Origin of the sequence: Sphingomonas sp. J344, from assembly GCF_024700005.1 — a bacterium.
GTDB lineage: Bacteria > Pseudomonadota > Alphaproteobacteria > Sphingomonadales > Sphingomonadaceae > Sphingomonas.
Window position 1 is genome coordinate 101,894 of sequence record NZ_JAJONB010000001.1, and the last position, 19,939, is coordinate 121,832.

The 19,939-nt window shown below is 64.7% G+C and carries 15 protein-coding genes and 3 pseudogenes; 7 read left to right on the forward strand and 11 right to left on the reverse strand.

Annotation, left to right across the window (positions count from 1 at the left end):
- Position 1: 1 nt before the first annotated feature.
- The 3 genes from LRS12_RS00525 to LRS12_RS00535 all read left to right on the forward strand — a co-directional run bounded on the left by LRS12_RS00525 (position 2) and on the right by LRS12_RS00535 (position 3,901).
- A protein-coding gene (locus LRS12_RS00525) for an IS5 family transposase (protein ID WP_231733828.1) occupies positions 2 to 753 on the forward strand; the annotation gives its coding sequence in 2 pieces (ribosomal slippage) (positions 2 to 335 and positions 335 to 753; 753 coding nt in all).
- A gap of 454 nt (positions 754 to 1,207) precedes the next feature.
- Positions 1,208 to 2,860: a ParB N-terminal domain-containing protein gene (locus tag LRS12_RS00530; protein WP_257842812.1), complete on the forward strand. Its 1,653-nt coding sequence runs from the start codon at positions 1,208 to 1,210 to the stop codon at positions 2,858 to 2,860.
- Positions 2,861 to 2,959: 99 nt separating this feature from the next.
- The gene (locus tag LRS12_RS00535) at positions 2,960 to 3,901 is read left to right on the forward strand and encodes an ArdC family protein (RefSeq protein WP_257842813.1); all 942 of its coding nucleotides are present in this window, start codon (positions 2,960 to 2,962) and stop codon (positions 3,899 to 3,901) included.
- A gap of 183 nt (positions 3,902 to 4,084) precedes the next feature.
- On the opposite strand, the gene LRS12_RS00540 is transcribed toward LRS12_RS00535, so the two are convergent.
- Positions 4,085 to 4,285 (reverse strand): helix-turn-helix domain-containing protein, encoded by a 201-nt coding sequence (locus LRS12_RS00540; protein ID WP_257842814.1) that lies wholly within the window; start codon positions 4,283 to 4,285, stop codon positions 4,085 to 4,087.
- A gap of 149 nt (positions 4,286 to 4,434) precedes the next feature.
- Between LRS12_RS00540 and LRS12_RS00545 the strand changes: the two genes are divergently transcribed.
- Positions 4,435 to 4,863, forward strand: coding sequence for a hypothetical protein (locus tag LRS12_RS00545; RefSeq protein ID WP_257842815.1), 429 nt, complete (start codon positions 4,435 to 4,437; stop codon positions 4,861 to 4,863).
- A 477-nt stretch (positions 4,864 to 5,340) separates the two neighbouring features.
- Here LRS12_RS00545 and LRS12_RS00550 read toward each other — a convergent pair whose 3' ends face one another.
- The 5 genes and pseudogenes from LRS12_RS00550 to LRS12_RS00570 all read right to left on the reverse strand — a co-directional run bounded on the left by LRS12_RS00550 (position 5,341) and on the right by LRS12_RS00570 (position 11,782).
- Complete coding sequence (locus LRS12_RS00550; protein ID WP_257842816.1) at positions 5,341 to 6,549, reverse strand: type IV secretory system conjugative DNA transfer family protein; 1,209 nt, start codon at positions 6,547 to 6,549, stop codon at positions 5,341 to 5,343.
- Positions 6,550 to 6,997: 448 nt separating this feature from the next.
- Positions 6,998 to 8,656 carry an arylsulfatase gene (locus LRS12_RS00555; protein ID WP_257842817.1) on the reverse strand — a complete coding sequence of 553 codons (1,659 nt, stop codon included), beginning with the start codon at positions 8,654 to 8,656 and terminating at the stop codon, positions 6,998 to 7,000.
- Positions 8,649 to 9,294 (reverse strand): annotated as a pseudogene (locus tag LRS12_RS00560) (2-dehydro-3-deoxy-6-phosphogalactonate aldolase). The gene LRS12_RS00555 and the pseudogene LRS12_RS00560 overlap by 8 nt, the downstream one beginning before the upstream one ends.
- Entirely contained in the window at positions 9,291 to 10,145 is an 855-nt protein-coding gene (locus tag LRS12_RS00565) for a 2-dehydro-3-deoxygalactonokinase (RefSeq protein WP_257842818.1), read from the reverse strand. Before LRS12_RS00565 ends, LRS12_RS00560 begins: the two are co-directional and overlap by 4 nt.
- Positions 10,146 to 10,147: 2 nt before the next feature.
- The gene (locus LRS12_RS00570) at positions 10,148 to 11,782 is read right to left on the reverse strand and encodes a sodium/sugar symporter (RefSeq protein WP_257842819.1); all 1,635 of its coding nucleotides are present in this window, start codon (positions 11,780 to 11,782) and stop codon (positions 10,148 to 10,150) included.
- 131 nt (positions 11,783 to 11,913) lie between these two features.
- On the opposite strand from LRS12_RS00570, the gene LRS12_RS00575 reads away from it, so the two are divergent.
- Positions 11,914 to 12,648: a FadR/GntR family transcriptional regulator gene (locus tag LRS12_RS00575; RefSeq protein WP_257842820.1), complete on the forward strand. Its 735-nt coding sequence runs from the start codon at positions 11,914 to 11,916 to the stop codon at positions 12,646 to 12,648.
- 40 nt (positions 12,649 to 12,688) lie between these two features.
- Here LRS12_RS00575 and LRS12_RS00580 read toward each other — a convergent pair whose 3' ends face one another.
- From LRS12_RS00580 to LRS12_RS00595, 4 genes and pseudogenes are all read right to left on the reverse strand, one after another.
- The gene (locus LRS12_RS00580; RefSeq protein ID WP_374579997.1) at positions 12,689 to 13,846 is read right to left on the reverse strand and encodes an aldose epimerase family protein; all 1,158 of its coding nucleotides are present in this window, start codon (positions 13,844 to 13,846) and stop codon (positions 12,689 to 12,691) included.
- 21 nt (positions 13,847 to 13,867) lie between these two features.
- On the reverse strand, positions 13,868 to 14,722 hold the full coding sequence (locus tag LRS12_RS00585) for an SMP-30/gluconolactonase/LRE family protein (protein ID WP_257842821.1): 855 nt from the start codon (positions 14,720 to 14,722) through the stop codon (positions 13,868 to 13,870).
- A pseudogene (locus LRS12_RS00590) lies at positions 14,722 to 16,448 on the reverse strand (IlvD/Edd family dehydratase). The gene LRS12_RS00585 and the pseudogene LRS12_RS00590 overlap by 1 nt, the downstream one beginning before the upstream one ends.
- A gap of 127 nt (positions 16,449 to 16,575) precedes the next feature.
- The gene (locus LRS12_RS00595; protein WP_257845536.1) at positions 16,576 to 16,785 is read right to left on the reverse strand and encodes a hypothetical protein; all 210 of its coding nucleotides are present in this window, start codon (positions 16,783 to 16,785) and stop codon (positions 16,576 to 16,578) included.
- On the opposite strand from LRS12_RS00595, the pseudogene LRS12_RS00600 reads away from it, so the two are divergent.
- Positions 16,711 to 17,570 (forward strand): annotated as a pseudogene (locus LRS12_RS00600) (Gfo/Idh/MocA family protein). The gene LRS12_RS00595 and the pseudogene LRS12_RS00600 sit on opposite strands and share 75 nt — an antisense overlap.
- Before the next feature lie 3 nt (positions 17,571 to 17,573).
- On the forward strand, positions 17,574 to 19,001 hold the full coding sequence (locus tag LRS12_RS00605; protein ID WP_257842822.1) for a sulfatase: 1,428 nt from the start codon (positions 17,574 to 17,576) through the stop codon (positions 18,999 to 19,001).
- An 11-nt stretch (positions 19,002 to 19,012) separates the two neighbouring features.
- On the opposite strand, the gene LRS12_RS00610 is transcribed toward LRS12_RS00605, so the two are convergent.
- On the reverse strand, positions 19,013 to 19,912 hold the full coding sequence (locus tag LRS12_RS00610; protein WP_257842823.1) for a formylglycine-generating enzyme family protein: 900 nt from the start codon (positions 19,910 to 19,912) through the stop codon (positions 19,013 to 19,015).
- Positions 19,913 to 19,939 lie beyond the last annotated feature (27 nt).

Consider the following 19,939-nt stretch of genomic DNA (forward strand, 5'->3'; position numbering starts at 1 on the left):
TTTGAGCGAGTTTTGGTTGAGTGAAGCCCAGTTCGAGCGGCTGCGTCCGCTGCTGCCGGACAAGGTGCGCGGTGTGGCGCGGGTCGATGATCGGCGGGTGATCAGCGGCATCATTCATGTGGTGAAGTCGGGCGGGCGCTGGGTCGACGCGCCGGCCTGCTACGGGCCGAGGAAGACGCTCTACAACCGGTTCGTGCGCTGGGCGGCAAAGGGTGTGTGGCAGGAGCTGTTCGTCACGCTCGCGGCAGCAGGCGGGCCGCCCGCCGAGGTCCTGATCGACAGCACGCATATGAAGGCGCACCGCTCCGCGGGCGGTGGAAAAGGGGGGCGCTCGTCCAGGCGATCGGGATCAGCCGGGGCGGCCGCAACAGCAAGCTCCACGCGCTCACCGACGGCGAAGGTCGGCCGCTCCGCTTCCTGCTGACCGGTGGCCAGGTCGCCGACTGCCGCGCAGCCGATGTGTTGCTCGATGATCTCGCGCCGCGCACCATCGTGCTCGCGGACAAGGCTTACGACAGCAATGCGATCCGCGACCTGATCGAGCGGCAGGGTGCCGTTCCGAACATCCCCTCCAAGACGAACCGCCGCTGGAAAAGCTGCTTCTCCAAGACGCTCTACAAGGGCCGCAACGCCGTCGAGCGCATGTTCTGCCGCCTCAAGGATTATCGCCGCATCGCCACCCGCTACGACAAGCTCGCCACCAACTTCCTCAGCGCCATCTACCTCGCCGCAGCCGTCACATGGTGGTTATGAGTCCCGACCCTAGAATCTCGTAGTTAATCTTTATCTTTTCTAGGTTGAACATATTGCGACCGTGGCAAGCCCTATCGGTGGATACCTGGCTGGTATAATCGTATCGAGATTACCATATGCTGTCGTTTTTTGCGAGTCTAGCTCTGCTCGGGGGTGGCATTCGCGCCTGCGAGCCTCAAGACCGCAGCTTGATGTTTGCAAGCGATGGGGCAGCTTCCGCTTCATCATACGCCCCTCGTAGATGAGGTCAGGAATGCTCTGCTAAAGCGCTCCACCCGAAGGGGTTGATCGACAAGCCTCGTTAGGCGAAGCGCCGCAGCCAGCAACCGAGGGCTCCGCCCTCGGTCCTCCACATTCGTTCCGGCCCTGCGGGTGCAAGCTGCCGCGCCCCGCCTTTCCAGTCGCTCTTGCCGCCCACCCCTTCCGGGTCGGTGCGCATCTAGGAGTGACTGCAATGGAACTGACCCATCTCAATCTCGACCAGTTGTCAGTGTCGAAGCTCAACATGCGATATGGCGCGAAGGCACCCGATGTCTCCGACCTCCTGCCCTTGGTGCGAGCGAGGGGCATCCTAGTCCCGCTTCTGGTACGCCCCAATGGCAGCGAGAAGACGTTCGAGATCGTCGCCGGTCGCCGTCGCTTTTTCGCGGCACGGGCACTCGCTGCCGAGGGCTTACCCCTCGGAGCCCTGCCGTGCGCGATCCTTGACGAGGGCGATGATGCCGACGCGCTTGAGGCATCCCTCATTGAAAACGTCGCCCGGCAGGACGCGGACGAAGTGAGCCAATGGATGAGCTTCGTCCGGCTCGTGAAAGCCGGGAGAAGCGTCGAGGACATCGCGCTCACCTTCGGCATCACCGGGCAGCAGGTGAAGCGGGTTCTGGCGCTCGGGAACCTTCTGCCCGCCATCCGCTCCCTTTATCGCAAGGGAGAGATCGACCCTGCAACCGTGCGTCACCTCACCCTCGCCTCCCGCGCTCGCCAGCAAGAATGGCTCTCCCTCTGGCGTGACCCGGATGGCCGCGCCCCTATCGGAAGCAACCTTAGGCACTGGCTATGCGGCGGGCAGTCGATCCCGACCAAGTCGGCGATCTTCCCGCTCGACACCTATCCCGGCGATATCATCTCCGACCTGTTCGGCGACGACCGCTACTTCGCCGATAGCGAACTGTTCTGGGAGCATCAGACGCGCGCAGTCGATGCGCTGGCAGCCGCATACCGCGAGCAGGGCTGGGAGAGCGTGCATGTCCTGCCCGAAACGTCATATTTCGAGCGGTGGGAATATGTGCGCGCGGACCAGAGCGAGGGCGGCGGCGTGTACATCATGGTCTCGCGTTCGGGTGAGGTCGAGACGCACGAAGGCTGGAAGCCCCGCAAGGCAGAGCGCGCCGACCGAGAAAAGGGAAGTCCAGCGGAGCGCCCCGAACTCTCCGCCCCGCTGCGCAACTATGTCGATCTCCACCGTCACGCCGTGATTAGGGCCGAGTTGGTCAAACGGCCCGACCTCACCCTCCGGCTCATCGTCGCGCACATGGTGTGCGGGTCGGGCCTGTGGAAGGTCGAGGCCGATCCGCTCCAGACCCGCAAGGCGGAGATCGCACAGAGCGTGGCGGAGGCTCCCGCTTCAGAGCAGGTTCGCCGTGCGCTCAGCGACGCGTGTTCGCTGTTGGGGGAGGACGATGGCGAAAGCGTGATCGGATGCGGCCGATACGGGGAACTGGCCGCGACATTCTCCGCGCTCACGGTGCTGACCGACGATGCCGTACTTCAGCTCGCGACCGCGGCGATGGCCGAGAGCCTGGAGGCTGGACATGAACTGATCGACGTTCTCGGCGCACATATTGCAATCGACCTTTCGGGAGACTGGCAGCCGGACGGTGCCTTCTTCGACCTGTTGCGCAATCGCGCTGTGGTCGAGGCGATGGTCGAGGAAGTGGCAGGCGGGGAAGCCCGCCGCGCGAATGCAGGCACCACGCTCAAACTCCAGAAGGCCATCATCCGCGACTGCCTCGAAGGCCGAAACGGACGGCAGAAGGTCGAAGGCTGGGTTCCGCGATGGCTCAAGTTCCCGCAAGGGAGCTACACCCCACCCGCATCGGCAGAGTGACTATCGAAGGGAGCGGCCACCCCGCTCCCTTCACATCCCCCAAGTCCCTCAACTCCCCAACGTCCGGCAATGCCAACGCGTTAATCAAAGTGCCGCCGTGTGCGGCGCGTCTGTCTCCGCGATACTAGACCTTCGGCTCCCGCGCTCCGGGGAGCGCCGCACCACGGTGGTGGGGCGCTCCCGGAAGAACGGGAGACACATACATGGCACGCATCTTCACGAACGCCTTCGGCGTATGAAACCATCACGGCGCGGATCATCGAGGCGATCGAGCAAGGCGCAGGCCCCTTCGTCATGCCTTGGCATGGCGACGGCAGCAGCCGCCCGGTGAACGCGGTCAGTGGCAAGCCCTACTCTGGTGGGAATGTCGTCGGCCTCTGGGCCGAGCAGATGCTCCGGGGATATGGTTCGCCGCACTGGGCAACATACCGTCAGTGGGCAACGCGCGGCGCGCAGGTCCGCAAGGGGCAGCGCGGCGCACCCATCATCTTCTACAAGCCGAACGAACGGACAGAGGATGACGAGCGCCGTTCTGGCTTCGTCATGCGCTCCTCGATCGTGTTCAACCTGGAGCAGGTCGAGGGCGGGTATCCAGACGTTACAACCGTTCCGGCAGCCGAGACGCTCGACGAGGTCGACCTGTTCATCCGGCTGACCAACGCGCGGATCGAGCATGGCGGCACACGCGCCTATTTCGATCCGGGCAGCGACTATATCGCGATCCCGGACAAAGGGCGGTTCGTCGGCACGCCGACCTCTAGTCCCACCGAATGCTACTATTCGACCCTACTCCACGAGCTGGTCCACTGGACCGGTGCGGAGCATCGGCTTAATCGAACATTCGGCGAGCGGTTCGGCGACGCGGCATACGCAGCCGAGGAGCTGGTCGCGGAGATTGGGGCGGCGTTTCTGTGCGCAGATCTGGGCGTAACCAACGATCCGCGCCCGGATCATGCCGCATATGTCGCGTCGTGGCTAAAAATCCTGCGGAGCGACCCCGCGCGATTTTCACCGCCGCGAGCCTCTCGACTGCCGCCGTGACCTACCTGCACGAGAAGCAGCTACCATTCTGATCTTTCGCAGCCGGCACATGCCGGCTGCTTTTCTATTCCGCTCGGAGGAAGCAGACCACGCGCGGCTCGAACACATTTCCCAGAATGAGCAGGGCTCGTTCGACCCGTGGTCTTCGCAGTCGCAGATTACGTTCGTCAGCGGGAGTGCCAATTATCCGTCGATATCAGCGAGCACATCGCCGGGTTCAACCTTTAGCAACCGACACAGGCGCACAAATTCCCATACGTCGATCCGGCGCTGCCGCCGCTCCACGCGACTAATGAAACTCTGATCCTCGCCATATGCCTGCGCTAGGTCCACCTGCGACATTGCCAGTTCCTTGCGCCGGGCAATCAGCCGATCGATGATCACGATATACGGCGGATCGAATGCGGATTTGCGAGGGCGCGGCATAGCCTACGCCGAGTGGCAGGGAGTTTTACGATAGTGCAAAACTCCCTATGGTATTTCTCCCTATTTTTAGGTAGGTGCTCCCTGGGTGAGGTTTGGGGAGAGCTCAAATGGTTCAATTCACATCGCTGGTTCGTAGTGCGACATCGGCGGCGCTTTCTTTGGCGTTGGCCGCATGCGTTGGCATCGGTGGGCTTTCGCCGCCCAAGTCGTACGCAACGAACACTACCTTCCAGCTTCCTCGCCGCGCTCCCGACTTCATCCCTGCTGCGAGCGAAGTGGGGAAATCACTCGGATATCGCGTGTCGGGCACGGACAGTGAGCGCAACGCAGTCACGCTCACCGACAGCGTGGACGGCATGGGTGCCGCCCTCACCGGGCGCCATGTGCAGCGAACAGTCGTCGTGGCGCTCCGGCCTGACGGGCGCACAGTAGCAATCAATCTCGCGCTGAACGGAAACCTGGGCACCGCCTCGCAGAAAAGCGCGGAGCAGCGACTCGAGGCCCTCAAGACCGCGCTGACAGCGCGGTTCCGCTAAATCAATCAGCTCGCGTGGAGGGGGCAATGAAGCGCAGATTGACGGTTAAATGCATGGTGGTCGCTGGACTGGCATTATCAGGCTGCAAGCCCGCGCCCGACACGGCACTTACATCAAATGACTCTGGCGCAGCCATTTCGCGACCGGAGCCGGAAACAGCTCCGCGCCCTGCGGGGCTCACAGAAAACGAGCGGCTTCAGATACAGCAAGCGATTCTGGGTCGGTTCATGAGTGCGCGGTACAAGTCGGGACTAGGCACACTGTCCCCGAATACCGATTGTGCGAACGTGTTCAGCGTGGCCGATCCGACCATCGTGGACGCTATGCTCGGCGACGGCATGGGCAAGATTCGAGTCGTCGCGTCGTTTACGCTTCACACTATTCCGCCCAAGCGGCACCGCGTTCCCACCGACGAATGCTACAGCTTCGTGGTGGCCCAGATGAATGTCGGACAGCCAATTCGCATCCCGTTCGAGTTCAGGGTCGAGAAGTGGCAGACCGGCTGGCGGCTCGCACAGGCGCAACCGGGTGAGCCATTTCAACTAGCTCCGCGCTGAACGGCATGCTCGGCACCCCGTCTATCATGAGCCGGGTGTAGAAGCGGCGATTGGGTAGGTTGATGATATCTAGCGGGTCGAAGGCAGGTGCCAGTTCCTTGGCGAACAACGCCGCGTCCTCAATGCCGGTGCGGAAGCAGATCAAAGAGCCAGCATTGCCGAGAACAGCGTGCCGGATTTCGGGCTCCAATTGGTGTAGGTGCTGGTGTGCGAGCACGAGGCCGAAGCAGAATTTCCTCATCTCGGCCATCATCGACGCAAAAGCGAGCGTCGTGAAATTCTGGAATTCATCGACGTACATGAAGTACGGTTGTCGTCGTTCGGCAGGGAGGTCAGCACGCGACATCGCGGCCAGCCCGAGGGTGGCAACCAAGAGGCTACCAAGTGTGTCCGCGCTATCCGAGCCGATCCGTCCCTTCGCGAGATTGACAAGAAGGATTTGACCGCGGTCCATTATGCTGCGGAACCGCAGGTCAATCTCCGGCTCAACCAGTACGCGGTACAACATTGGATCGGATAGCAGCGCGCCGAGCTTGTTCTGGATTGGGGCCAGAGCTTCGGCTGCGAAGCGGGGCTGATAATGGGCGAACTCTGATTTCCAGAATGCCCGCACGACCGGGTTGGAGACGTTGGACGCGGCCTTCTGCCGGAAGACCTTGTCGGTATAAAGCTTGAGGATATCGGGGAGCGTCGCGTCGGGCCATTCGAGTAGGGTGAACAGGCTGTTGCGCAGGATGTGCTCCATGCGCACGCCCCATGCGTCTGGCCACAGTTTCTTGAATGTCTCAAGGAGACCCGATGCCGCCAGTGGGACCTTGTCGGCACGAACCATTCGCAGCGGATTGTATCCGTACGGCTGCTTTGGGTTCGCCGCGTCGAGATAGATGAAGTCGATGCCGCGCTGCCGCAATCTTGCGGCGAGCGCATCGGCAAGATCGCCATGCGGATCGATAAGCGCAAAGCCCCGGCGTGCGCCTCCGTCTTGCTCTGCAAGCTGCCCCAGTAGTGCCGATTTGCCGACCCCTGTTTGGCCTATGACGTACAGATGCGCGAGACGATCAGCCTGGCGGATGCCGAACCGAAGGTTCTGGCGGCGGTGGTTGGTGACACCGAGATGGGTGACAGACATACGAACATGCTCGCACGCGGGACGCAGAACTTACAGGCACCACCTTGCCATGCAGACGCGACAGATCAGTCTAACGGAGCGAAGCGGTACTAACTGCTCGGGCGGACGAGGTCATTCTCGGTATAAATAATGCCTCAGTTGCGGAAAGCCCGAGACCTGCCCCTCGTCAATCCACGGCCAGGCAGCACCGGCGCAACAGGCTGCTTTGCGCCCTAATCTCGGTCATTCGACCAGCAGACCAGAGAACCCTAAAGCGGTCATTGGTTCAACCGAGGCGAAGCAGAAGATGCCGGGTGGCAAGTATTCGAGGAACGGCTAGCAAGCTATCCGTGCCGCCATTAAGGGGTACCCGCTCTACCCAGATCCGATGGTCTGCAGCCCTTGCAGCGTTTGCTCGATCGAACGAAACCCGCCACCCCTGATCGTGCCCTACCCGACTGGCTGGCGACTAGTCGTCGGAGCCCATAGGTGCACCCCAGTCGGTTCGCGCGGCTTTTTCATGCCATTCATCGACAAAGGTGCGCGCGGCCCAATCATCCCACGCCGCGATCATCGCCTTCAACCGCGCGGGTTCGTGTTTGGCGAGATCGCGCAGTTCGGTGCGGTCGGCGGCCATGTCGTACAGCTCCCAGGGGCCAGCGAGCCGCTGGACCGCCTTCCATTGGCCGTCGCGGACCGCCTTGTTGCCCTCATGCTCCCAAAACAGCGGCTGGCGGCGCTCGATTTGGCCGCCGGTAAAGGCCGGGACCAGGCTGGCCCCCTCCATCGGCAGGATCGCATGGCCGCCGAAGCGCGCCGGATAGCGGGCACCAGCGAGCTGCACCAGGCTGGGCATCACGTCTATGACATGACCCGGCGTGCGCTCGAAGCTGCCCCGCAGCTTTGCCGCAATGCCACGTGGCCAGTGCGCGATCAGCGGGGTGGCGATGCCCCCCTCCGCTGTGAAATGCTTGAACGAGCGAAAGGGCGTATTCTGGAGCATCGCCCAATTCATCCCGACGAACACATTGCTCTGCGGCCCGCCCCACGGCGCCGGGCCGGTACGGCCACGCGGTCCCGATTCGGCGTTGCCCCCATTGTCGGACATGATCAGGATCAGCGTGTTGTCGAGCATCTTGCGTTCGCGCAGATGCGCTACGAGGTCGCCGACCGACTTGTCCACGCGCGCGACGGCAGCGGCATAAACCGCCATCATCGCGTCGAACCGCTCGCGCTGGGCGGGGGCCAGACTGTCCCATTCGGTCGCGCTTTGCGGGCGCGGGGTGAGCCCCTTGTGCGGGCCGATCAGCCCCATCTGCTGCTGGCGGGCATGGCGCTCCCGGCGCAGCTGGTCCCACCCGGCCATATATTTGCCCCGGAAACGGGCGATATCCGCCTCCGGCGCCATCAGCGGAAAATGCGGCGCGACATGGGCGAGGTATAGAAAGAAGGGCTTCTTCTTCGCCTGCGCCTCATCGGCAAACTTCATCCCCCATTGGGTCCAAAGGTCGGTGCCGTACCAATCCTTGCCAAGCATCGGATCGTCGGTGCGGATCGGGCGGCCATCAACCAGCAGCGTGCGCGTACCCGCGTCGGAGCGTGCCGCCTGTTTCGGATAGTAGATGCCGCCCGCGATCGCGCTCAGCGAGCGATCGAAGCCACGCGCGACCGGGGTGGTCCCTGGCGTGTTGCCGAGGTGCCATTTGCCCGCCATCGCCGTGAAATAGCCCGCCTCCCGCAACACTTGCGGAATGGTCACCGCGCGCGGGTGCAACTGGCCATGCGTCCCCCGCGACTGTGGCAAGCGTAGGCCGCTGAGGTAGCCCATTCCCGCCTGATGCGGATTGAGTCCGGTAAGCAACGCGGCGCGGGTCGGGCTGCATCGGGCGTTGTTGTAGAATTGGGTGAAGCGCAGCCCGTCTTTCGCCAGCGCGTCGATATTGGGCGTCGGGATTTCGCCGCCATAACTGCCGAAGTCGGAGAAACCCATGTCGTCAACGAGGATGACGATGATGTTGGGACGCGGCGGTGCCTCGGCTGGCGGGGTCGGCTTGGCCGGAGTGCGTGCCAACAGCGGGGTGGCAGCGGTGGTTGCCGCCAGCGCGGCGAGCAGGAGTGTTCTACGCAACATAGGAATGCTCTCCGATAGCGGCGACAAAGGTAGCGGCGCGATCGCCGACTTCGGCGGCGGACAGGCCCGGCCTGTACAGTGCCGAACCGAGACCGAAGCCCGCAGCTCCGGCGTCGAGCCAAGGCTTCATATTGCCCGGCTCGATCCCGCCGACCGGCAGCACCCGCGCGCTTTTGGGCAGTACCGCACGCATCGCCCTGAGCACTGTCGGCGACGCCGCTTCGGCCGGAAACAGCTTGAGCGCGGTCGCGCCCGCGTCGAGCGCGGCGAACGCTTCGGTCGGGGTAGCGATGCCGGGCAGCGAGACCAACCCGCGCGCGGCGGTCGCGGCGATCACTAGCGGATTGGCGTTGGGCGAGATGACCAGCGTACCCCCCGCCCCCCGCCACAGCGGCGACATCAGCCTCGCGCAGCACTGTTCCTGCGCCGACCATCGCGCGGTCGCCCGCCTCAGCGGCGAGCCGCGCGATGCTCTCGATCGGGTCGGGCGAATTGAGCGGCACCTCAATCAGGGCGAAACCCGCACCGATCAGCGCCTCGCCGATCGGAACAACTTCGTCGGGGGTCACGCCGCGCAGGATTGCGATCAACGGACAGGCGGCAAAGGCGGCATCGAACTGGGCGAGGTGGCTCATGCTATGGCGGCTCCGACGTCGAGGATGCCGGCGACGAACGCGGCGTGGCTGTCGATCAATGCGGCGCTGCGGCCGTTGGCGGCGATCGCGGCGGTGTAGAGATTGCCCAGCTCGGGACCGGACAGGATGAAGATCGGCGCGTCAGGTGCCGCGGCGAGCCGCGCGGCGACATCGCTGCCGATCAGCAGCCCGCTGGCATAGGCGGCGGCATCGGCATCATCGCGCGTGCCGAGCATCTTTGCCGCGCGAATGCCAAACAGAGATGCGGCAAGGTCGCGACGCTTGCCGTCGACAACGCCCTCGAAAAAGGCTGGACTGGTGGTGACCTCACCGTGAAGCTGCGCGGCGAGCAGGCCATGGGCGCCCAGCAATGCGAACAGCTCACCGGTCATTGCGGTGGTAAAGTCGGCGATGCGCCCCTCCACCATCACCGCCCATTTGCAATGCGTCCCCGGCTGAACGAGCAGCGCGTCGCCGGGGACCAGCCCCGCCGTGACCGCGCCGAGCAATTGCACTTCCTCGCCGCGCATCACGTCCGTCGATGTCGAAACACCAGGGACGATCATCGTACGGTCGTCAATCCGCAACAGAGTGGCAGCCAGGTCCGATACCCCGGCGGGTGCCGGGACATAGGGTGCGACCCGCCAGCCGATGTTCGACCCGACCATCCCCGCCAGCAGCATCGGCAGGTCGCCGAACCGCGCGCGGATCGCCGCCGCCTCCCCCGCGAAATCTGTGACGGCCGTGACACCGCGTTCGTCGCGTTCGGTGCGCACGACCGCTCCGTTCTCGATCAGGTAAATCCGGCGGTTGGTGGTTCCCCAGTCAACCGCCAGAAAAGCGTCGTCCATCCTCACCACCATGCGGTGTAAAGCGCGATCAGGATCACGACGACAATCGCGCCCGCAATGTTGAACCCGGCGGTGGTGCCGAACGACACGCCCTGCATGGAGATGCGATTGCTGTCCTCACGCGCCGGACGGGCCAGCGAGACGACCACGGCGAGCGCGAGGCTGATAAAGAACACGATCATCATGCGGTTCATGAACGGCACCGCGTTGAGCGCGGCGATCCCGCCCCAGTCGGCGGGGAACCAGAACAGGAAGCTGAGCAGCACCGATGCGACCGCGCCGACCAGAGCGCCGGCCTCCGTCGCCCCCTTCCAGAACAGGCCGAGCAGGAAGATGACGGTGATGCCCGGCGTGACGAAGCCCGAGAATTCCTGGATATACTGGAACGCTTGGTCGAGGCTGCCGAGCAATGGGCGCGCGGTGACGATCGCCAGCAACGTGGCGACCACCGCAGTGATGCGACCGACCAGCACCAGCTGCTTTTCATGCGCGGTGGTCAGATCGGCATTGCCGCTGGCGTCTTGCGCGCGGTTCTGCACGCCCTTTGCCTTGGCATAGAGATCGAGCGTGAAGATCGTCGCGACCGAATTGATCTTCGACGCGGTGGAAGCGATAATCGCCGCGACCAGCGCCGCAAAGACCAGGCCGAGCAGGCCGACCGGCAGCAGGCCCATCATCGTCGGATAGGCCTGATCCGGCTTGGCCAGGTCGGGCGCGAGCAGCACGGCGGCGATGCCCGGCAGCACGATGATCACCGGCATCAGCAGCTTGAGGAAGGCGGCGAACACCACGCCCTTCTGCGCTTCGCCCAGGCTCTTCGCGGCCAGTGCGCGCTGGATAATATATTGGTTGAACCCCCAATAGCTGAGGTTCGCGATCCACATGCCGCCGATCAGTACGGAGAGGCCCGGCAGGTCCTTGTAGAAGGGGTTGTCCTCCGACAGGATCATGTCGAACTTCTCGGGCAGTTCGGTGGTCAGGCGGTTGAACCCGCCGAGCACGCCCGCGTCGCCGCCGATCTGGCTGAGCGTCAGATAGGAGATGACGAGGCCGCCGAACACCAGCAGCGTGACCTGAACGATATCGGTCAGCGCCACCGCCTTGAGGCCGCCGCGCAACTGATAGACCAATGCGAACACGCCAAGGCCGAACAGCGCGACGTCCTGATTGATCCCGGCGACCTGGGTCACCGCGATCGAGCCGAGCCACAGGATCGAGGTCAGGTTGACGAAGACGTAGAGCGCCAGCCAGAAGATCGCCATGACGGTGCGGATCGTCGGCCCGAACCGCTGTTCCAGGAACTGCGGCATCGTATAGATTTCGTTCTTCAGGAAGATCGGCAGGAACCATTTGCCGACGATCAGCAGGGTCAGTGCCGCCATCCATTCATAGGATGCGATGGCAAGGCCGATCGCATAACCCGATCCCGACATGCCGACGATCTGCTCGGCCGAGATGTTCGCCGCGATCAGCGACGCGCCGATCGCCCACCAGGGAAGCGATTTGGATGCGAGAAAATAGTCGGACGTGTCCTTGGTGTGACCCGCCTTTTCGCGGCTGACCCATTGGGCGAGGCCGAAAATGCCGATCGCATATGCGATCACGACGATCAAATCGATTTGCGACAGGCTTGTCACCCCGTATCCCCTCCAGCTACGCACAAGATGCGTCTGGCGCGTACATTTATCTGATTAATTAGTCTTGTCTAGCGACGCGATCGGCATAATGTGGTCGCCGGCCGAGCGATCAGCAGGGGAAGGTGGAAATCTTGGCGAGCGAACTGACGCTGGACGGGGCGGGACGGCCCGAGCTGGGCCGCAACCTGACCTATGGCCTGCTCGACAATCTGGGCCGCGCGATCGTCACCGGGCGATTCGAACGCGAGCCGTTTCCGACCGAGGCGGAGCTTGCCAAGCAGCATAATGTGAGCCGATCGGTGACGCGCGAGGCGGTCAAGATGCTGACCGCCAAGGGCCTGCTGAGCGCCCGCCCGCGCCAGGGGACGGTCGTCCAGCCGACAACGTCGTGGAACCTGTTCGACACCGATGTGCTGCGCTGGCTGCTCGAACGGCAATTTTCGGTCGACCTGCTCAAGCAGTTCAACCAGCTGCGCGTCGCGATCGAGCCGGAGGCGGCGGCGCTGGCCGCGCGCTTTGGCGACGATGCGGAGCTTCAGCGGATTACCGACGGGCTCGAACGGATGAAGGCTGCGGAGAAAGGGCTGGACGAACCGCTCGACGCGGACATCGCCTTCCACGTCGCGATCCTGCGCGCGTCAAGCAACCCATTTTACGTCCAGTTCCGCGACGTGGTGACCACCGCGCTGCGTACCTCGATCCGCTTCACGAACCGGATCAAGGGCCGCACCGCGAGCGTGGCCGACCATGCCGCGGTGCGCGACGCGATCCTCGCGCGCAATCCGGACGCGGCACGCACCGCGATGCGCAACCTGATCGGCGACGTTCTCGAACTGATCGACGAGGCGGAGGGGGCGAAGGAATAGTGCCCTGTCCTCCCCCTCGCGGGGGAGGATGTGGGACGGCCTACCGCTTCTTCTTCGCGACCTGGCCGGTGGTCAGGCGATAGGTCATGACGTTGCGATAGGTCTGGCCCGGGTCGAGCCGGGCGCTCGGGAAGCCCTTCTGGTTCGGCGCGTCCGGGAAGTTCTGGGGCTCCATCACGATCGCGTCGCCCATGCGGTAGATTTTCCCGCTCTTGCCGTGGCTGGTCGCGTCGAAGAAATTGCCCGAATAGAATTGCAGCCCCGGCTGGTTCGACCACAGCTCGAACCCGCGGCCCGACGCCGGATCCTGCACCCGCGCCATCAGCTGCTGGCCGGCGATCACCTGGCGGCCGATCACCCAGTTATGGTCGTAGCCACGGCCCCAGACGATCTGCTGGTCCGATGCGTCGCGCACCCGATCGCCCACCGCGCGCGGCTTGCGGAAGTCGAACACCGTGCCCGTGACCGACTTGAACTCGCCGGTGGGAATCGCGCCGTCGTCGGTGGGCAGATAGGTGTCCGCCGGGATCGTCACGACATGGCCCATCGCACCGTTCGACGACCCCTCGCCCGACAGGTTCCAGTAATTGTGGTTGGTCAGATTGATCACCGTCGCCTTGTCGGTGGTCGCGCGATACTCGATCGTCAGATGGTTCTTCTCGTCGAGCGAATGGATCGCGTCGACGGTCAGCGTGCCGGGATAGCCCATCTCGCCGTCGCGGCTGACATAGCGGAACGTCACCGACGCGGTCGGCCCGCTCTTCACCGACACCACGTCCCACAGCACCTTGTCGAATCCCCGCGTCCCGCCGTGCAGAGCGTTCTTTCCGTTGTTGACCGGGGTCTGGTAGGTCCTGCCGTCGAGCTTGAACCTGCCCTCCGCCAGCCGGTTGCCGAAGCGGCCGACGATCCCGCCGAAATATTGCGGCTTGGTCTCGTAAAGGCCGATATTGTCGTATCCGAGGGCGACATCGGCCTTGCGGCCATTGCGGTCGGGCATCACCAGCGACTGGATCGTCGCGCCATAGGCGATCATCGTCACCGATACGCCGCGGCTGTTTGCGAGCGTCACCGACGCCACTTCGCGCCCGTCCGCGAGCTTGCCGAAGCTGCCGCGCTTGGCGGTCGCCGCCTCCGCCGTGCCGCCCAGGGCACAGGCCGCCGCAGCGGCCATCAGCAATGCGCTTTTCGTTGCCATGATGAGTCTCTCTCTCCTGCTCTATCCGCGATACATATTGGGTAACCGGCCGCGACAGCCGGGATCGACTTCGAACAATGCGCCGCCATGTTCCTCGACCACGCCATCGGCGGCGGAGGTAACGAACATCCGGTCGAGCTGCGGGCCGGCAAAGGCGCAACTCGTGATCTGGCTCGCGGGCAGCGCGATCGAGCGCTCGCGGGTGCCCGCCATGTCGAATCGGGTGACGCATGACGCGCCCCAGCACGCCACCCACAGCCCGCCTGTCGCGTCGAAGGTCATGCCGTCGGGATTGCCCCATCCGGGCTCGAACACGATGAACGGCGTGCGCGGGCCGAGGCTGCCGTCGTCATGAATGTCGAAGCGGAAGACCGTTCCCAGCGCGGTGTCGGTGTGAAGCAGAAAGCGTCCGTCGGGGTCGATCGCGGGGCCGTTGGCGATGGTATAGGGGCTGTCGGCATGGACGATCAGCCCGTCGGGATCGATCCGGTAGAATGCGCCGCTTGGCCGGTCGCAACTGGCAGGAATCGTCCCCGCCCAGATACGGCCGAGATGATCCGCCTTGGCATCGTTGAGGCGATTGCCGGTGACGCCGCGATCGACGCTGCCAAGCGGAACCTGCCGGTTTGCCGGTAGATCGAGCAGCACGATGTCGCGCCCGATCCCGGCGACGAAGCCGCCGCGCTCCCGCTCGATGACCCAGGCGGCATAGTCGGGCTGCGCGAAGCTGGTGACGCTGCGGTCGGCCAGCGACATGCGGTTGATGCGGTGATCGAGGATATCGACCCAATAGAGCGCGTCGTCGCGCGCGGACCATAACGGGCCTTCGCCCAGCCGGTCGGCGCGGTCGCGGTCGATGATCGCGACGTCAGCCATCAGTGGCTGTCGCGCGGCAATCCGCGAGTCTGCGCGATGCGCTGATACTTCACTGCCAGCTCGATCACCGCCCCGCCCTCGAACTGACCGGTGACGTTGCGGTGAATCTCCTGCCAGGGCGTCTGCGATTGCGGGACATAGCCGAGCTCGGCGGCGAGCGCCGCGCGCCGCGCCTCCAGCTCTTCGGGCGTTACCAGCATGTTCGCAGTGCGCTTGCCAAGGTCGATCCGTACCCGGTCGCCGCTGCGGATCAATGCGAGCCCGCCGCCGACCGCGGCCTCGGGTGCGGCATTGAGGATCGACGGGCTGCCGCTCGTCCCCGACTGACGCCCGTCACCCAGGCACGGCAGCGCATGGACCCCGGCCTGGATCAGCGCGGCGGGCGGGCGCATGTTCACGACCTCCGCGCCGCCGGGATAGCCGATCGGTCCCGCGCCGCGCATGATCAGGATCGAGCGGTCGTCCGCGCCCAGCGCCGGATCGTCGATGCGCGCATGATAATCCTCCGGCCCGTCAAACACGATCGCCGTCCCCTCGAACGCTTCGGGGTCGTCCGGGTCGGACAGGTAACGCGCCCGAAACTCGGGCGAGATCACGCTCAATTTCATCACCGCGCTGTCGAACAAATTGCCCGACAGCACGGTCAGGCCGGCGGCGGGCTTGAGCGGGTTGTCCAGCGGCCGGATGACATCCGCGTCGCTGGCCAGCGCATCGCCGACATTGTCCGCGACCGACCTGCCGTTCGCGCCGACGACATTTCCGTCGATCAATCCGGCACGCAGCAATTGCCCCATGACCGCAGGCACGCCGCCCGCGCGGTAGAAGTCTTCGCCGAGATAGGTGCCTGCGGGCTGGAGATTCACGAGCAGCGGCACTTCGGCCCCATGCGCTTCCCAGTCGTCCAGGCTCAGTTCGACCCCGACATGGCGCGCGATGGCGTTCAGATGGATCGGGGCGTTGGTCGAACCGCCGATCGCGCTGTTGACGCGGATCGCGTTGAGAAAGGCTTCGCGCGTCAGGATATCGCTCGGCTTGCGGTCGGCCTCGACCATCTCGACGATCTGGAGGCCGGTGAGATACGCATTTTCCTGACGGTCGCGATAGGGCGCCGGAATCGCGGCCGATCCGGGCAACGACATGCCGAGCGCCTCGCACAGCGAGTTCATCGTCGTCGCCGTGCCCATCGTGTTGCACCAGCCGGTCGACGGGGCGGACGAAGCGACCAGTTCGATGAACCCCTTGTAATCGATCTCGCCCGCGGCGAGCATCTCGCGCGCCTTCCACACGATCGTCCCCGATCCGGTGCGCTCGCCCTTGAACCAGCCATTGAGCATCGGCCCGACCGACAGCGCGATCGCCGGGATGTTCACCGTCGCCGCGGCCATCAGGCAGGCAGGCGTGGTCTTGTCGCAGCCGATGGTCAGGACGACGCCGTCCATCGGATAGCCATAGATCGATTCGACGAGGCTCAAATAGGCAAGGTTGCGGTCGAGCCCGGCGGTGGGGCGCTTCCCGGTTTCCTGGATCGGATGCGCAGGAAATTCGATCGCGATCCCGCCCGCATCGCGAATCCCTCACGCACGCGCTTTGCCAGCTCGATATGGTGACGGTTGCACGGGACCAGGTCGCTGCCGGTCTGGGCAATGCCGATGATCGGACGCCCCGACTGAAGCTCCGCCAGGCTGATCCCGTAATTGAGGTACCGCTCGACATAGAGCGCGGTCATGTCCGGATTTTCCGGATTGTCGAACCATGCGCGCGATCGCAATTTCCGCGCGTCGTTCTTCCCTTGCCCCACTCGAAACCCTCTCCGGTCCTGAGGGATCGCGCCCGTAATGTCGCGATACCCGTCTTCACATCCGCTTGATATCGCCGTTCGCGGCGGATAGGAAGCATATATATCGTATAAAAGAGCGGAGAGCATGCAGAGGATCAGCATCGGCCTTGTCGGCATCGGGAAAATCGCCCGCGACCAGCACCTTCCCGCATTGAGCCAGTGCCCGGACTTCGACCTTGCAGCCACCGCCAGCCGCCACGGCCGGGTCGATGGCGTTGAAGGTCATGGATCGGTGGAGGCGTTGATCGCCGCGCGGTCGGACATTGCCGCCATCTCGCTCTGCACACCCCCCCGCCGGACGTTTCGAACAGGCAATGGCGGCAATTGCCGCAGGCCGCCACGTCATGCTGGAAAAGCCGCCCGCCGCCACCGTGTCCGAAGCCGAAGCGCTGGTCGATGCGGCCCGGGCCAAGGGGGGTGACGCTGTTCGCCACCTGGCATTCACGCGAGGCAGCGGAGGTCGATGCGGCGCGTGACTGGCTGGCGGACAAGGTGATCGCCGCAGTGCGAATCGCGTGGCGCGAGGATATCCGCCAGTGGCACCCGGGACAGGAATGGATCCTTGCCCCAGGCGGGTTCGGCGTGTTCGATCCGGGCATCAACGCGCTGTCGATCGCGACCCGCATCCTGCCCGACCCGCTGGTAGTGCTGAGCGCCGAGCTGGCAATCCCCGAGAACCGCGCCTGTCCGATCGCCGCGACCATCGCGATGCGCAGCGGCAAAGCGCCGGTCGATGTCGATTTCGACTTTCTTCAGACCGGCGACCAGACCTGGGATATCGCGGTCGATACCGATGCCGGCACGCTCCGGCTGCGCGAGGGGGGCAGCCGCCTGGAACTGCCCGGCCAGGCGCCGATGCAGGGGCCGAATGCCGAATATTCGCGGCTCTATGCGCGGTTCGCCAACCTGATCCGGCGCGGCGAGAGCGATATCGACCTGCGCCCCTTGCGGCTTGTCGCCGACGCATTCCTCACCGGGCAGCCGACCCCTGCCCCCGCATTCGAGTTCTGAGCCATGACGCGTCTCACCCGCCGTATCGCACTCGCCATTGGTGTCGCGCTGATCGTCACGCCACCCGCGCTGGCCCGAGAACCTGCCGAGCGGCGCGCGCCCGCGACGAAACCGCAGCCGAACATCGTCGTCTTCCTCGCCGACGATCTGGGCTATCTCGACACGACGCCCGGCGGCGACCGCGACGCGCGCACCCCCAACCTTGCGAAGCTTGCAGCGGACGGGCTGAGTTTCGATCAGGCGTTCGTCGCTTCCCCCGCCTGTGCGCCCAGCCGTGCGGCGATGCTCACCGGCCTGATGCCCGCGCGCAACGGCGCCGAAGCGAACCACGGCAAGGCGCGCGACGAACTGAAGAAGCTGCCGGCATACCTCCAGGCGCAAGGCTATCAGGTCGTCGCATTCGGCAAGGTGGCGCATTACCAGCATACCAAGGATTATGGCTTCGACCATTTCGCGCACGATACCTTCCATGACCATGACGGCGTTCCGGCCGCGATCAGCTGGCTGAAGACGCGTACGGACAAGCGGCCATTGGCGATCTTTGTCGGCAGCAACTGGCCGCACGTTCCCTGGCCCAAAACCAGCGAGGGCTTCGATCCCGCGGCGATCACGCTCCCGCCCAAATCGATCGACACGCCGCAGACGCGCGAAGCGCGCGCCCGCTATCACGCGGCCATCGCGCGGATGGACAAGGAACTGGGCGCGACGCTGGCGGCGGTGGATGCGACGCTGGGCAAGGACAGTCTCGTCCTTTTCTCTTCCGATCACGGCGCGCAATGGCCGTTCGGCAAGTGGAACCTCTACGATACCGGCACGCGCACGCCGCTTATCGTGCGCTGGCCGGGCCGGGTGAAGCCGGGCAGCCGCACGCAGGCGATGGTCAGCTGGGTCGATATCCTGCCGACCCTGGTCGAGGTTGCAGGCGGCAAGCAGCCAGCTGAGCTGGACGGACGCTCCTTCGCCGCGGCGCTGCGCCCGGGTGGGCGGTTCAAGGGGCGGCCCGAAATCTTCACCACCCACAATAACGACGTCAACATCAACGTCTTTCCAATGCGCAGCGTGCGTACGGCGCGCTGGAAATATATCGTCAATCTGCGTCCCGACACATTGTTCACCACCCATATCGACCAATGGGCCGCGCGGCTGGGTTCGGGTGCCTATTTCCCGTCATGGCGGCGCGCGGCGGAAAGCGATGCCAAGGCAAAGGCGATCGTCGATGCCTATTACACCCGCCCGGCGGAGGAACTGTACGACCTGACCGCAGACCCGGACGAAACCCGTAACCTTGCCGCCGATCCGAGAAACCGGGCGGTGATGGTCAAGCTGCGCGCGAAGCTGGCCGAGTGGCGCCGCGACCAGGGCGACGACCGCCCGGTAAAGGTCAAGCCGCATCTGGAGCGCGGACCGATCGACGGGAGGCCGGAGGATTAGGGTCCCGAACCCTAATCCCGGATGATGCAGCGAAAGCCGATATGGCTGGTGGGGCTGTCGATCGCCTGCGGATGGCGCGCGGCGGGGCGATAGCGCTGGCAGTAATTGGGCGCGCAGAGATGCGATCCGCCCTTCATCACCTTGCGTCCCGTCCGCATCGGATCACCCGGCTCGAAGCTCTCGCGCAATTGCGCCCCGCGCGGATTGTCGATCGCGCAACATGCCTTGCCCGGATTGCCGCCCGGCGCTCCATACCAGTCGCGGGTCCATTCCCAGACATTGCCGATCATATCGTACAGGCCATAGCCATTGGGCGGAAAGCTGCCGACCGGCGTGGTGCGGAACTGGCCGTCGGGCCGGGTCGTCGCGAACGGGAACTGTCCCTGCCAGAAATTGGCGAGCACCGCGCCGTTCGGCGTCAACGCGTCGCCCCAGGCATATTCCGCGCCGTCGAGGCCGCCGCGCGCGGCGAACTCCCATTCGGCCTCGGTCGGCAGCGCCTTGCCCGCCCATCGGGCATAGGCTTCGGCGTCCTTGTACGCGATCTGGACGACCGGATGATCGGGCAGCGCATCGCTGTCGGGCCCGGCCGGATGCCGCCAGTCGGCTCCGGGGACGAAGTCCCACCATTGGCTGTAATCGTCGAGTGGCACGGGCACGGACGTGCGTTGAAATACCGCCGACCCCGCAACCGCGAGCGACGGATCCAATCCGGGATACAGCTTCGGATCGGGAGGAATTTCGGCAAGGGTGCGATGCCCCGTCGCCTCCACGAACGCCGCGAACTGGGCATTGGTCACCGGGGTCACGTCGATCCGAAACCCGCCGACCCGCACCAGTCGGTGCGGCGCTTCCTCCGGATAGAAAGCCTCCGAGCCCATTCGGAAGGTGCCACCGGCGATATCGACCATGTCGCGATGGAAGTCGGGCGACCGGGA